This is a genomic window from Amycolatopsis sp. NPDC051061, from assembly GCF_040682935.1.
In the GTDB taxonomy this organism is placed as follows: Bacteria; Actinomycetota; Actinomycetes; order Mycobacteriales; family Pseudonocardiaceae; genus Amycolatopsis.
Genome location: NZ_JBFBBZ010000016.1, coordinates 1 through 13707, shown reverse-complemented (window position 1 = coordinate 13707; position 13707 = coordinate 1). Strand labels below are relative to the sequence as shown.

The 13707-nt window shown below is 71.2% G+C and carries 16 protein-coding genes; 15 read left to right on the top strand and 1 reads right to left on the bottom strand.

What is annotated here, in order from left to right; all coding sequences use genetic code 11:
• The first annotated feature begins 84 nt into the window (after nucleotides 1-84).
• The 14 genes from AB0N03_RS22410 to AB0N03_RS22345 all read left to right on the top strand — a co-directional run bounded on the left by AB0N03_RS22410 (nucleotide 85) and on the right by AB0N03_RS22345 (nucleotide 11638).
• Nucleotides 85-888, top strand: coding sequence for a type II CAAX endopeptidase family protein (locus tag AB0N03_RS22410; RefSeq protein WP_155545315.1), 804 nt, complete (start codon nucleotides 85-87; stop codon nucleotides 886-888).
• Nucleotides 889-1071: 183 nt separating this feature from the next.
• Nucleotides 1072-1515 (top strand): 30S ribosomal protein S16, encoded by a 444-nt coding sequence (gene rpsP / locus AB0N03_RS22405; RefSeq protein ID WP_364374834.1) that lies wholly within the window; start codon nucleotides 1072-1074, stop codon nucleotides 1513-1515.
• A complete protein-coding gene (locus AB0N03_RS22400) occupies nucleotides 1512-1751 on the top strand; it encodes an RNA-binding protein (RefSeq protein ID WP_003103110.1) in 240 nt (79 codons plus the stop codon). Before rpsP ends, AB0N03_RS22400 begins: the two co-directional genes overlap by 4 nt.
• Before the next feature lie 19 nt (nucleotides 1752-1770).
• Nucleotides 1771-2283 carry a ribosome maturation factor RimM gene (rimM, locus tag AB0N03_RS22395; protein ID WP_364374831.1) on the top strand — a complete coding sequence of 171 codons (513 nt, stop codon included), beginning with the start codon at nucleotides 1771-1773 and terminating at the stop codon, nucleotides 2281-2283.
• Nucleotide 2284: 1 nt separating this feature from the next.
• Entirely contained in the window at nucleotides 2285-3064 is a 780-nt protein-coding gene (gene trmD, locus AB0N03_RS22390) for a tRNA (guanosine(37)-N1)-methyltransferase TrmD (protein ID WP_364374828.1), read from the top strand.
• A 122-nt stretch (nucleotides 3065-3186) separates the two neighbouring features.
• Complete coding sequence (rplS, locus tag AB0N03_RS22385) at nucleotides 3187-3555, top strand: 50S ribosomal protein L19 (RefSeq protein ID WP_086680529.1); 369 nt, start codon at nucleotides 3187-3189, stop codon at nucleotides 3553-3555.
• A gap of 31 nt (nucleotides 3556-3586) precedes the next feature.
• Nucleotides 3587-4525 (top strand): signal peptidase I, encoded by a 939-nt coding sequence (lepB, locus tag AB0N03_RS22380; protein ID WP_364374825.1) that lies wholly within the window; start codon nucleotides 3587-3589, stop codon nucleotides 4523-4525.
• Between the two features lie 91 nt (nucleotides 4526-4616).
• Nucleotides 4617-5459 (top strand): ribonuclease HII, encoded by an 843-nt coding sequence (locus tag AB0N03_RS22375; RefSeq protein WP_364375337.1) that lies wholly within the window; start codon nucleotides 4617-4619, stop codon nucleotides 5457-5459.
• Nucleotides 5456-5779, top strand: coding sequence for a DUF2469 domain-containing protein (locus AB0N03_RS22370; protein WP_003096226.1), 324 nt, complete (start codon nucleotides 5456-5458; stop codon nucleotides 5777-5779). Before AB0N03_RS22375 ends, AB0N03_RS22370 begins: the two co-directional genes overlap by 4 nt.
• 354 nt (nucleotides 5780-6133) lie before the next feature.
• Nucleotides 6134-6511, top strand: a complete 378-nt coding sequence (locus AB0N03_RS22365) for a YraN family protein (RefSeq protein ID WP_364374822.1) — start codon at nucleotides 6134-6136, stop codon at nucleotides 6509-6511.
• Nucleotides 6511-8022: a YifB family Mg chelatase-like AAA ATPase gene (locus AB0N03_RS22360; protein ID WP_364374819.1), complete on the top strand. Its 1512-nt coding sequence runs from the start codon at nucleotides 6511-6513 to the stop codon at nucleotides 8020-8022. Before AB0N03_RS22365 ends, AB0N03_RS22360 begins: the two co-directional genes overlap by 1 nt.
• 431 nt (nucleotides 8023-8453) lie before the next feature.
• Entirely contained in the window at nucleotides 8454-9593 is a 1140-nt protein-coding gene (gene dprA, locus AB0N03_RS22355) for a DNA-processing protein DprA (protein ID WP_364374816.1), read from the top strand.
• 103 nt (nucleotides 9594-9696) lie between these two features.
• Nucleotides 9697-10680, top strand: a complete 984-nt coding sequence (locus tag AB0N03_RS22350) for a tyrosine recombinase XerC (RefSeq protein WP_364374813.1) — start codon at nucleotides 9697-9699, stop codon at nucleotides 10678-10680.
• A gap of 109 nt (nucleotides 10681-10789) precedes the next feature.
• Nucleotides 10790-11638: a FliA/WhiG family RNA polymerase sigma factor gene (locus AB0N03_RS22345; RefSeq protein ID WP_364374810.1), complete on the top strand. Its 849-nt coding sequence runs from the start codon at nucleotides 10790-10792 to the stop codon at nucleotides 11636-11638.
• Here the strand turns inward: AB0N03_RS22345 and AB0N03_RS22340 are convergent, their stop codons facing one another.
• Nucleotides 11639-12088 (bottom strand): M23 family metallopeptidase, encoded by a 450-nt coding sequence (locus AB0N03_RS22340; RefSeq protein WP_364374808.1) that lies wholly within the window; start codon nucleotides 12086-12088, stop codon nucleotides 11639-11641. It lies immediately after the preceding gene.
• A 584-nt stretch (nucleotides 12089-12672) separates the two neighbouring features.
• Between AB0N03_RS22340 and rpsB the strand changes: the two genes are divergently transcribed.
• Nucleotides 12673-13581: a 30S ribosomal protein S2 gene (rpsB, locus tag AB0N03_RS22335; protein WP_364374805.1), complete on the top strand. Its 909-nt coding sequence runs from the start codon at nucleotides 12673-12675 to the stop codon at nucleotides 13579-13581.
• The last annotated feature ends 126 nt before the right edge of the window (nucleotides 13582-13707 follow it).

Sequence of the window (13707 nt, the reverse complement as noted above, 5' to 3'; positions counted from 1 at the left end):
GGACAGTAGTCGGACGAATACTGTGTGATCACTCTCCGGCGGCTAGGCTCGGCACCAGGAGCCGACGATCGCGGAGGGCAACGCGTGACCACTTCCCAGCCCCGGGACCCGGCTCCCGACGCTGCGCCGTTCCCCGAGCCCGAGGAACCCGCCGCGACCGCGTTCCTGCCGCCCGCACGGCGGCACCGGTGGGGCTTCGGGGCCTTCCTGCTCGTCGAGGCCGTGCTGCTGTCCTCGGCCGCGTTCGTGTCCGTGCTGGTCGGGGACACCGGCCCCGGTCCGCTGCCGATCCGGGTCGTGCTGCTCGGCACGATGCTGCCGACGATGATCGCGGCCGGCGTCGCGGTGCTGATCACCTACGTGCGCGGCAACGGGCCCGTGATCGACCTGCGGATCGAGTGGCGCTGGGCCGACGTGAAGACCGGGTTCCGGTTCGGCTGCGTCGGGCTCGTCTTCACCACCCTCGGCGCCTACCTGTGGACGCAGCTGGTCGGCAACGCCAACGCGACGTCGGCGATCAGCGCGCTGGTCGAGGACCGGAAGATGTCGATCTCGGCGGCCATCGTGATGTTCGTCTACCTGTGGCTGCTCGGGCCGATCTGCGAAGAGATCATCTACCGCGGCCTGCTCTGGGGCGCCGCCGAACAGCTGCAGTGGCGCAGCGAGCGCTGGGGCCGCGTCGCGGCGTTCCTGCTGTGCACGGCGGTGTTCGCGGCCAGCCACCTCGAGCCGCTGCGTACCACGTTGCTGCTGGTCATCGCGGTGCCGATCGGGCTGGCGCGGCTCGTCACCGGACGGCTGCCGGCGAGCATCGTCGCGCACCAGGTGAACAACTTCCTGCCGGCGCTCACCATCCTGCTCGGTGCGCTCGGAGTGGCCTCTTTCTGAGCCTCTTCGCAGGCCTCTTTCCGGGTGCGCGGGGGCCGTCTGGCAGAATGAGTCACTGCTTGCTTCCGCCGGACCCTCTCACCGCGCGAAAGCTCCTGACCTTCGGGTGCCCGCGTCCGTGTCCCCACTCGGCTCGCGAGTGCCCACCCCAGCATCAGAGAGATACGAGGAGTACCCACACCCGTGGCCGTCAAGATCAAGCTGCAGCGCCTCGGCAAGATCCGTGCGCCGTACTACCGCATCATCGTCGCCGACGCGCGCACCCGCCGGGACGGCAAGGCCATCGAGACGATCGGCAAGTACCACCCGAAGGAAGAGCCGAGCCTGATCGAGGTCGTCTCCGAGCGCGCCCAGTACTGGCTGGGTGTCGGCGCGCTGCCGACCGAGCCGGTCCAGCGCCTGCTCGAGATCACCGGTGACTGGCAGAAGTTCAAGGGCCTGCCGGGCGCCGAGGGCACCCTGAAGGTGGCCGAGCCGAAGCCGTCCAAGCAGGACCTGTTCAACGCGGCACTGGCCGCCGCCGGCGAGGAGCCCTCCACCGAGGCCACCACGCCGAAGAAGAGGTCCGCCCCCAAGAAGGCCGAGGCCGAGAAGGCCGAAGCCACCGAGGGTGAGAAGGCCGAGTGAGCTTTCTGGCTGACTCCCTCGAGCACCTGGTGCGCGGAATCGTCGACAACCCGGACGAGGTCCGGGTCGAGCTGCTGACCACGCGCCGTGGCCGGACGCTCGAGGTGCACGTGCACCCCGACGACCTCGGCAAGGTGATCGGCCGGGGTGGTCGCACGGCGACCGCCCTGCGCACCGTCATGGGTGGCATCGGTGGCCGTGGCGTCCGCGTGGACGTCGTCGACACCGACCGTTGATACCTGTTTCGGACTCATCATGGACGTCGTAGTCGGTCGCATCGCCAAGGCGCACGGAATCCGCGGGGAGCTCTCCGTGGACGTGCGCACGGACTCGCCGGCCGAGCGGTTCCGCGTCGGTGCGGCCGTCGTGACGAAGCTGCGTGACGGCAGCAAGAGGGAACTCACCATCGCAGCCGCCCGCGAACACAGCGGGCGGCTGCTGGTGCGTTTCGAGGAGGTCGCCACGCGCGACGTCGCCGAGATGCTGCGGGGCGCCCTCCTGCTCGCCGACACCGACACACTGCCGCCGACCACCGACCCCGACGAGTTCTACGACCACGAGCTGGCCGGTCTTCGCGCCGAACTGCTCGACGGGACGGTCGTCGGCAAGGTCGTCGAGGTCGTGCACTCGCCCGCGGGCGAGCTGCTGGAGCTCGACGTCGAGGGCCGTGAGGTGCTGGTGCCGTTCGTCCACGCGATCGTCCCCACGGTGGACGTCGCGGGCGGCCGCGTCGTGCTCGACCCGCCGGAAGGCCTGCTGGACGCCTGAGATGCGCATCGACGTCGTCACGATCTTCCCCGAGTACCTCGACCCGCTGCGCGCCGCGCTGCTGGGCCGGGCGATCGATCGCGGCCTGATCGAGGTCGGCGTGCACGACCTGCGCGAATGGACCCATGACGTGCACCGCGCGGTGGACGACGCGCCGTACGGCGGCGGGCCCGGCATGGTGATGAAGCCGCAGATCTGGGGCCCGGCCCTGGACGACGTCTGCCGGCCGGAGACGCGGCTCGTCGTGCCGACGCCGGCGGGGCGGCCGTTCACCCAGGAGCTCGCGCACGCCTACGCGCAGGAGAAGCACCTGGTCTTCGCCTGCGGCCGGTACGAGGGCATCGACCAGCGGGTCGTCGACGACGCCGCCCGCCGGATGCCGGTCGACGAGGTGTCGATCGGCGACTACGTCCTGGTCGGCGGCGAGGCGGCGGTCCTGGTCATCGTCGAGGCCGTCGTCCGGCTGCTGCCCGGTGTGCTCGGCAACGCGCGCTCGGCCGCCGAGGACTCGTTCTCCGACGGCCTGCTCGAAGGGCCCAGCTACACCCGCCCGGAGGTGTGGCGGGACCTGGCGGTGCCGGACGTGCTGCGGTCGGGCAACCACGCGCTGATCGACCGCTGGCGGCGTGACCAGGCCCTGGAGCGGACGGCTCGCCTCCGCCCCGATCTCCTGGCCAGGCTGCCGGAAGGTAGTCTCGACAAGCACGATCGCGGGGTCCTGGAGGGCTTGGACCCCGAGCAGGCTCAGGGCCGGTTCGAACGGCCCGATCCCGGTCTGTAAACTTGACCGGTGCCGTGGGCACGAGTCAAGCCCACCATCAGCCCCCCGGGTCGCCTGCAGCGGCATCGTTGCGCGCCCGGGATCTGTACGCAAGCCATACCGAAGACGAGGACGGACCACCGATGAACACCCTGGACGCGCTGGACAAGCAGTCGCTGCGTTCCGACATCCCGGACTTCCGCCCGGGCGACACGCTCAAGGTGCACGTCCGCGTCATCGAGGGCAACCGCGAGCGCAACCAGGTCTTCCAGGGCGTCGTGATCCGCCGTCAGGGCGGCGGCATCCGGGAGACCTTCACCGTCCGCAAGATCTCCTTCGGCGTCGGCGTGGAGCGCACCTTCCCGGTGCACTCGCCGAACATCGCCGAGGTCGAGGTCCACAAGCGCGGTGACGTGCGGCGCGCGAAGCTGTACTACCTGCGCGACCTGCGCGGCAAGAAGGCCAAGATCAAGGAGCGCCGCGAGAACCGCGAGACGGCCTCGGCTAACTGAGTCACAACCCGGTTACCGGTAGCCTGACGACGTGGCCGAACCCGTGTCCCAGAACGCTCCTGAGGATGACTCCGATCGCTCCGAGGAGGACCAGCCGAGGCGGTCCCGCTCCGAGGAGCGCGGGGGATCCCGACGGCGGCGAGCCAAGCCCGCCAAGAAACGGTCGTTCTGGAAGGAACTGCCGATCCTGCTCGTGATCGCCCTGGTGCTCACGATCTTGATCCAGACGTTCCTCGCGAAGGTCTTCATGATCCCCTCGGGGTCCATGGAGGCCACCCTGCACGGTTGTCCCGGGTGCACCGGTGACCGGATCCTCGTCGATCGGGTCACCTACGACTTCACCGAGCCCTCGCCGGGCGACGTGATCGTGTTCAAGGGTCCGCCGGCGTGGGTCAACAACGAGATCGCGCCGCAGGAGTCGAGCAACATCGTCGTCCAGGGCCTGCGCGGTCTCGGCTCGCTGGTCGGGTTCGCCCCGCCGGACGAGCGCGACTTCGTCAAGCGCGTGATCGCGGTCGGCGGCCAGACCGTCCAGTGCTGCGACACGCAGGGCCGGGTGGTCGTGGACGGCAAGGGGCTCGACGAGCCGTACGTCCACTGGGAAGACCCGTCCAACCAGACGGAGCACACCTTCGAGCCGGTCAAGGTCCCCGCGGGGACGGTCTGGGTCATGGGCGACAACCGCAACAACTCCGACGACTCCCGGTTCCAGGGCGGCGGCGGCGTGAACGGCGCGGTTCCCGTGGACAACATCATCGGCAAGGCGCGGATCATCGTTCTGCCGCCGGGCCGGTGGGGCGGGATCACCGACCACAACCCGCAGGAAGCGGCCCAGCCGGCGGCGCTCGGCGCGCCGGCGTGGCAGAGCGGCGTACCGCTCGGGGCCGGCATCGCGGCGGCGTGGCCGGCGCTCTTCGTCGGGCGCAAGCTCAAGTCCGGACTGCGCCGGGCGGCCGGGCGGAAACGCTAGCCACCCCGATCCGTGCCGGCAGACGGGTGATCCAGCCTTGACTCTTCCCGTTCCCCTCACCGCGGCCGAGCCGATCCGGCCGCCGCGGGCCGTGGTGCGCGGCGACCTCTTCTGGGGTCTGCAGGGCGCGCTCGACCGCCGTGGCCTCGGCCCGGTCGCCGGTGTGGACGAAGCCGGCGCCGGGGCGTGCGCGGGGCCGCTGGTGGTCGCGGCCTGCGTGCTCAAGCAGGGCGACGCGGCGAAGCTGACCGAGCTGACGGACTCCAAGCTGATGACGGCCAAGGCGCGCGACCGGGTCTACGACCTGGTCCTCGCCCGGGCCGTCGACTACTCGGTGATCGTCATCCCGACCGCGGAGGTCGACCTCTACGGCATCCGGGTGATGAACCTGGAGGGCATGCGGCGCGCCGCGGCGGCGCTGCGCGTGTCCCCGGGCTACATCCTCACCGACGGCTTCCGGGTCCCGGGCCTCACGGCCCCGAACACGGCGGTGATCAAGGGCGACCGTTCGGTGGCGTCCATCGCGGCCGCGTCGGTGCTGGCGAAGGTGACGCGCGACCGCATCATGGCGGGCTACCACGACGACCTCCCGCACTACGGTTTCGACGTGCACAAGGGTTACAGCACCAGTGACCACCTGGCGGCGCTGCGCGAACACGGCCCCAGCGACGTCCACCGGTGGTCGTACACGAACGTCGCGACGGTGGCCATCAAGCACGGCGTGCGGCCCGCCAGACCGGTCGTGCTCACCTACGCGGCGCTGGAAAAGGCCATGGAGGCCGGGTCCGCCGCGGGGCTCGCCGCGGTCCTCGACGAGGCTCTCGAGCCACAACTCAGCCTGCCGCTGCATGCCCCGGCCGCGGGTGTGGGTCACAATGAACGCTCCGCCGGCGGAGCAGCAGCACGATCCCGAGGAGGGGCGCGGATTTCATGAGCGCAGAGGATCTCGAGAAGTACGAGACCGAGATGGAGCTCTCGCTGTACCGCGAGTACCGCGACATAGTCGGCCAGTTCTCGTACGTGGTGGAGACCGAGCGGCGGTTCTACCTGGCGAACGCGGTCGACGTCCAGGTCCGCGACGGCGGCGGCGAGGTGTACTTCGAGGTCCGCATGTCCGACGCGTGGGTCTGGGACATGTACCGCCCGGCCCGCTTCGTCAAGCACGTCCGCGTCATCACGTTCAAGGACGTCAACGTCGAGGAGCTCGACAAGCCGGACCTCCGGCTGCCCGAAGACGGCCCGTTCTCGGGCTGAGCTGTCTTTCCCCGCGCCGGTTCGTCCTGGACGAGCCGGCGCGGTTCGTTTTGCGCCATGCCGTGTCGACCCTTCGATCACGCGTGTCGACCTTCTGATCACGCGTGTCGGCCCTCCGGTCCCATGATTCGCCCTGTCCGCGCCTCGGCTCCGCCGCCATAGCACAGCGGGCCGACAGTTCGGGCCCTTCCGCTGTGTTCCGTGGACCAGTTGTCCACATACCCCCGGTTGTCCACAGAGCGGCGATTTCGCTCTGGTTTCGCCGCCCCGCCCCCTGGCATCGTCGAACGCACACGCACCGTGATCGCCGGGGACCGCCTCGGTGACCGGTGCGCCGACGAGGGGGCGAACACGATGACGGTCACCGACCAGCTCGCAAGACACCGCCGCGACCTGGGCGAGTGGGGCGAAGACTTCGCCGCCCGGCACCTGCAGGAGCGCGGTCTCGTCCTGCTGGGCCGCAACTGGCGCTGCCGCGAAGGCGAGATCGACCTCATCCTGACCGACCGCACCCGCGTCGTCTTCTGCGAGGTCAAGACCCGCACGGGCACCGAGTTCGGCCTGCCGTCGGAGACCGTCTCCGAGGAGAAGGCCGGCCGCGTGCGCCGGGCCGCCCAACGCTGGCTGCGCGAGTTCCGGATCGGCTGGTGCCCGGTCCGCTACGACGTCGTGACGATCCTCGCCGAGCCCGGCAAGCGCCCCCGCGTCCAGCACATCGAGGCGGCGTTCTGATGCCCATCGCCAAAGCTTGGAGTGTCGCCTTGCTCGGCATCGACGGCCGGGTCATCGAGATCGAAGCCGACCTCGGCGGCGGGCTGAGCCGCGTCACCCTGGTCGGCCTCCCCGACGCCGGGCTGCGCGAAGCCAAGGACCGCGTCCGTTCGGCCGTCCGCAACTCCGGCCAGCCTTGGCCGGACGGCAAGGTGACGCTCGGCCTGTCCCCGGCGAACCTCCCGAAGGTCGGTTCGGCGTACGACCTCGGCATCGCGGCCGCCGTGCTCGCGGCGACGGGTTCGGTCCCGGCGACGCGGTTGCTCGGCACGGTGCTGCTGGGTGAGCTCGCGCTCGACGGCCGCGTCCGCCCGGTCCGCGGCGTTCTCCCCGGCTTGCTGGCGGCGCGCGCGGCCGGCTACGAACGAGCCATCGTCCCGGCGGACTCCTTGGTCGAAGCGGGACTGGTCGACGGCATCGACGTCGCGGGCGCGGCCCACCTTCGCGACCTGGTGGCGTGGCTGAAGAACGAGGCCGAACTCGTGCCGCCGGAACCCTCGCGGTCGTCGGCACCACCGGCGGTTCCCGACCTCGCCGACGTCGTCGGCCAGCCGGAGGCGCGCTGGGCACTGGAGGTCGCGGCGGCGGGCGGGCACCACCTCCTGCTGACCGGCCCACCGGGCGTCGGCAAGACGATGCTCGCCCGCCGTCTGCCCGGCCTGCTACCGCCCCTGTCCCACGAAGAATCCTTGGAGGTGACGGCGGTGCACTCGGTCGACGGCTCGCTGTCGAAGTCGTCGCCGTTGGTCACGGTCCCGCCGTTCGTGGCCCCACACCACTCGATCACGGTGGCGGCGTTGATCGGCGGCGGCAGCGGCCTGGCCGCACCGGGCGCGATCAGCCGAGCCCACCGCGGCGTCCTGTTCCTCGACGAGGTCTGCGAGTTCGGCGGCCAGCGCCTGGAGTCGCTGCGCACGGTCCTCGAGGAGGGCGAGGTCCGCATCGCGCGGGTCAAAGGCTCGATCACGTACCCGGCGCGGTTCCAGCTGATCCTGGCGACGAACCCGTGCGCATGCGCACCCCCGAAGGAAGCCGATTGCGTGTGCTCGCCGACAGCCCGCCGCCGCTACCTCGGCCGGCTGTCCGGCCCGCTGCTGGATCGCGTCGACCTCCGAGTCCGCCTCCGGCCCTTGAGCGCGATCAACGCACACGACACGGGAGCGACGGAATCCTCGGAGACGGTCCGCACCCGGGTCTTGCAGGCCCGCGACCGAGCGGCCCACCGTTGGCAGGCCCACGGCTGGCGATCGAACTCGGAGGTCCCGGGCCCGGCCTTACGGCGCGAGTTCACCCTCGCACCGGATGCGACGCAGTTGCTGGACCGGGCGATGGACCGCGGAGCCCTGAGCGGCCGGGGAGCAGACCGTTGCCTGCGCATCGCGTGGACCCTGGCTGACCTGGACGGCGAGAAACGCCCCGGTACAGACCAGGTCGGCTCGGCCCTGGCCTTCCGTGAGCGGGTGGCGGCATGAGCCAGAACGAGCCAGGTCACGTCGCAGATGGCGGCGTGAATCCCAGCGAGTCGCTTTCTGTTGCGGGCGGCGGCGTGAGTCCCCACGAGCGAGGCCCTGCGGTCGGCGGCATGAGTCCTGAAGTGTCTTGCGCCGCTGCACGTGGCGGGGATCCCGGCGAGGCGCGGCCTTCTGCAGGTGGCGGCGTGAGCGTGAGCGAGCATCGCGGGTCGCTTCCGGCCGCGGGTGGCGGCGTGAGTCCCGACGGGCAACCCCCGGCTATCGGTGGCGGGGATCCCGGCGAGGCGCGGCCTCCCGCAGGCGGCGACATGAGCCCGGACGAGCATCGCGAGCCGCTTCCGGCGGCAGGTGGCGGTATCAATCCCAACGGGCAACCCCCGGCTGCAGGCAGCATGAATCCCAGCGAGTCGCGGTCTCGCGCAGGCGGCGACATGAGCCCGGACGAGCTGCGCCTAGCTCGTGCCTACCTCCTGCGCGTAGCCGAACCCCCGGCCCCGGCGTTGGTCGCCTTCGTAGCGCGACACGGGCCGATAGACGCGGCCGCCCGGGTCCGCCGTGGCGACTGTCCGCCCGAGGTGCTCAAGGCGACCGAAGCGCGCCGCGAGTACGACCTCGTCGACCAGGACTTCGCGCGAGCCGCCGCGGCCGGTGCCCGGCTGGTCGTGCCCGAGGATGACGAATGGCCCGCCTGGCCGCTGCTCGCCCTCGACCTCGCCGTCCAGCGCGGTGTGCCCGAAGCCGCGCCTCCGCTGGCGCTCTGGGTCGCCGGGGATGTCGCGCTCGGCACCGCCGCCGATCGCGCTGTCGCCGTGGTCGGGGCGCGAGCCGCCACCGATTACGGCGAGCACCACGCCGCCGAACTGTCGTACGGCCTGGCCTCCCGGGGCGTCCCGGTTTTCTCGGGTGCGGCCTACGGCATCGATGGCGCCGCCCACCGCGGGGCGCTCGCCGCCGAAGGGGTCACCGTGGCCGTGCTCGGCTGCGCTGTCGACGCGGGCTACCCCGCGGGCCACGTCGGGCTGCTGAACCGGATCGTCCGCAATGGTGGCGCGGTCGTCAGCGAGTACCCGCCCGGCACCCCGCCGGCCCGGCACCGCTTCCTGGTCCGCAACCGGCTCATCGCCGCCCTCACCGAGGGCACCGTGGTCGTCGAAGCGGGACGGCGCAGCGGCGCGCGCAACACCGCGAGCACCGCCGGCGCCCTCGGCAAGGTGGTGATGGCGATGCCGGGACCCGTGTCGTCCGGGATGTCCGTCGGCTGTCACGAGCTGATCCGCGACGCCCGGGCGACACTCGTTTCGACGGTCGACGAGGTCCTCGAGACCGTGGGCCGCTTCGGCGTCGCCGAGGACCCGGCCGCCCGGCCGAAACGCCCCACCGACCGCTTGGGGCCCGAGGCGTTGCGGGCGTACGAGGCGCTTGCCGTGCGCGCCGACCGGTCGGACGCCGAAATCGCGACCGAATCCGGGCTCCCGCTGCGGAAAGTGCGGGCTCTGCTGCCCGCGCTGGAGATCGACGGATTCGCGGTCCGCGGGGAAGCGGGGTGGCGACGACGGAGGAAGAGCGCGTGAACTCCACGAATTCCGGGCGAAATCGTCGAAAGTGTTCGGCCGGTCCGGTGGGGCCGCGTGGCGATCCTTGACCGAGGGCGGTTGTTCGCGCAGCGTGACATCCATGCCGCCGCCATCACGCTCCGGCCGGGGCCGCCGCCCGGACCTGCGTGCGCTCCGGGCCGCCCTGCCCGAGCCGGTCCAGGCCGTCGTCACCGGCTACGAACGGCACCTCGGGCTGGAACGCGGGCTGTCCGCGCACACCGTCCGGGCCTACGTCGGCGACGTGGTGTCGCTGCTGGGGTTCGTCGTGGACGGCGGGGGCGCGCTCGCGGAGCTGGACCTCGGCCGGCTGCGGGCGTGGCTCGCCGCCCAGCAGTCCGGTGGGGCGAGCCGGACGACGCTCGCGCGGCGGGCCGCCTCGGCGCGGACGTTCACCGCCTGGGCGCACCGCGCCGGCTTCCTCGGGACCGACCCGGGCGGGCGGCTCGCCGCCCCGCGGGCGCACCGCACTCTGCCCGGGGTGCTGCGCGCCGGGCAGGCGGGGGAGGTCATGCGGGCATCGGCGGCCGGTGCGGCCCAGCGGGATCCTGTCGCCCTGCGTGATCGTGCGATCGTCGAGCTGCTCTACGCCACGGGCATCCGTGTGTCCGAGTTGTGCGGGTTGGACGTCGGCGGCGCCGATTTCTCCCGTCGTGTCGTGACGGTCCTCGGCAAGGGTGGCAAGGAACGGGTGGTGCCGTTCGGCGTCCCGGCGGCCGAAGCGCTGGACGACTGGATCACCGAGGGACGGCCGAAGATCGTCGCGGAAACCGCGGGTGACGGCGTCGAACCCGCACTTTTCCTCGGTGTGCGGGGGAAACGCCTCGACCCGCGCGCGGTGCGGCGAGTGGTGCACGACGCCGTCACGGCGGTGCCCGGAGCGGCCGATATGGGACCCCACGGCCTGCGCCATTCGGCGGCGACGCATCTGCTGGAGGGGGGCGCTGATCTCAGGAGCGTTCAGGAACTGCTTGGTCACGCTACGCTTGCCACGACGCAGCTCTACACTCATGTGACCGTCGACCGGTTGAAAGCGATCCATGACCGAGCGCACCCCAGGGCCTGAGGCGGCCAGGGGAAGCTCGCCGGGGTCGTCACCAGCGGGCCCGGCGGCGCACGCGCATCCGCACGAGCACGGAGACGACACTGAGCCGCATGCCGAGAACGACTGTGCAATGACCGCAGGACCGCACGTGACCGACGCCACCGGAGTGACCACTCGCGGTGACGCCGCCGTGCCCGCGGAAGCGCGGGCGGGCTACGACGTCGACGCCGGGATCGCGGCGCTGTGGCGGCAGTTCGCCGACAGCCCGGACCAGGTGTCGCGCGATCGGCTCGTGCTGCACTACGCCCCGCTGGTCAAGTACGTCGCGGGCCGCGTCGGCACCGGCCTGCCGACCCACGTCGACGTGGGTGACCTCGTGCAGTCCGGCATCTTCGGGCTTGTCGACGCGATCGAGAAGTTCGACCCCGAGCGCGGCCTGCGCTTCGAGACGTACGCGATGCAGCGCATCCGCGGCGCGATCCTCGACGACCTCCGTTCGCAGGACTGGGTGCCGCGCGCCGTCCGCAGCAAGGCCAAGGAGGCCGAGCGTGCGATGGAGCGCCTCGGCGCCCGCCTGAACCGCACCCCGACCGACGCGGAGCTCGCCGCCGAGCTCGGCATCGGCCTCGACGACCTGCGCGACTTCTACGGCCAGCTGCAGCTCACCAGCGTCGTCGCGCTGGAGGACCTGGTGGCCGCGGGCAAGGACAGCGGCTCGCTGGTCGACACGATTCCCGACGACGACGCGGTCGACCCGGTCGCCGTGCTCGTCGACCAGGACAACCGCCGCCAGCTCGCGCAGGCCATCGCGCAGCTGACCGAGCGCGACAAGATCGTGGTCAGCCTCTACTACTTCGAGAGCCTGACCCTCGCCGAGATCGGGAAGGTCCTCGGCGTCACCGAGTCGCGGGTCAGTCAGCTGCACACGCGCGCGGTCATGCGGCTGCGCGCCAAGCTGGTCGAGCAGACCGGCGCCTGATCAGGGACCACCTCCCCACGGCTTGAGCCGGAACTCGCCCATCTCACCGGTCAGGGCGAGGGGATCGACGTACTCGTCGCCTCGCCGCACGCCCCAGTGCAGGCAGGCGGCGATCGCGCAGCCGGGGTGCCCGGCGAGGACGTACCCGAGCACCTGCCCCCGGTAGACCTGGTCGCCGACGGCCACCTTCGGCTCGACGGGCTCGTAGGTGGTGCGCAGGCCGCCGTCGTGGTCGACGGAGATGATGGGCCGCCCGGCGACGAGCCCGGCGAAGACGACGACCCCGGCATCGGCCGCCAGCACCTCCTGCCCGGGAGCGGCGGCGAGGTCGACACCGCGGTGCCCGGCGCCGTAGGGCGTTTCCGGGGCGTCGAAGTACTTCGTGACCACCGGAACGGGTGACAGCGGCCAGGACAACCGCGCCTGCCGCACGGCCGCCCACTCTCCCACCGGCGGCGGTGAGGGGCCGGGTGCGGGAGTAGTCCTCAGGGGTGGCGGTGCACCCGGTCTTGCCGCCCCCGCGGCCTCATCCTCGGGTCGGACCCGCCCCGAGGCCCCGACCGGTGCCGCCGCGAAAACGGCCGCGAAAACGGCCGTGACCAGCACGACTACGGCCACGCGGCTACTCGCCGCCCGGCTCCGGAAACCACTGATCAACTCCATCCCTCCACCCTGCGGTACCGACGACCCGCGTGGGGAGCCGAAGCTGAATCTGTGGACAACCGGACCCGATGTGGACAACTCCGTGCGTCCGCGGCCGCCGGTGGGGGAGGGGCTGGTGGCAGGGGGTAGAATCTTTTCCGCGGTCCGCGTGAGCGGGCTGACTTCGCGTGCACGTGCGCGATCCCCGGCCGAAATGTGCCGGCGAGTCGCACGATGTCCGGCGGTCCCTGGGGTTCGTCACTCCTCAGGGTCCGGACACCGCCACGGGCACCAGGGCGAGCGGCCACCCGGCCGCGAGCGACAAAACCGAGTAGCGCGTCAGCGGTGAACCACCGCGAGCGCGCACGACACAGAAGAGGTTGATTCCGGCAATGGCCGTCGTCACCATGAAGCAGCTGCTCGACAGCGGCGTGCACTTCGGGCACCAGACTCGTCGGTGGAACCCGAAGATGAAGCGCTACATCTTCACCGAGCGCAACGGCATCTACATCATCGACCTGCAGCAGACGCTGACCTACATCGACCGTGCCTTCGAGTTCATCAAGGAAACCGTCGCGCACGGTGGCACGATCATGTTCGTCGGCACCAAGAAGCAGGCTCAGGAAGCCATCGCGGCCGAAGCCTCGCGCGTGGGCATGCCCTACGTGAACCAGCGCTGGCTCGGCGGCATGCTGACCAACTTCCAGACCGTCCACAAGCGCCTCCTCCGCCTGAAGGAGCTCGAGTCGCGGGAGCAGACCGGCGGCTTCGAAGGTCTCACCAAGCGCGAGATCCTCACGCTCACCCGTGAGAAGGACAAGCTCGAGAAGACCCTCGGCGGTATCCGCGACATGGCCAAGGTGCCGAGCATCGTGTGGATCGTCGACACGAAGAAGGAACACATCGCCGTCGGCGAGGCTCGGAAGCTGAACATCCCGGTCGTCGCGATCCTGGACACCAACTGCGACCCGGACGAGGTCGACTACCCGATCCCGGGCAACGACGACGCCATCCGGTCGGCCGCGCTGCTGACCAAGGTCGTCGCCGAGGCCGCGGCCGCCGGTCTCATGCAGCGCTCCAGCCGCAACGGTGCTTCGGCCGACTCCAAGCCGGAGCCGGGTGTCGCCACCGACGAGCCGCTGGCCGAGTGGGAGAAGGAGCTGCTCGCCGGCTCCGAGACCGCCGCCGCCGACGCGACCGAGGCCGCCGCGGCCGTCGAGGCTCCGGTCGAGACGCCGGTCGAGACGCCGGTCGAGACGCCCGCCGAGGCTCCCGCCGAGCAGGCCACCGCCTCCTCCTGATGTCACCGCGTCCGTGGGGGGGGGGGGGGCCCCCGCCGGCCGGCGGGGGTACCCCCCGGGATTTAAATAAACGAAAAGGAGGGTGTTTTGATCATTTGGTAATAAAACGGCCCGGAGCAGTATCGC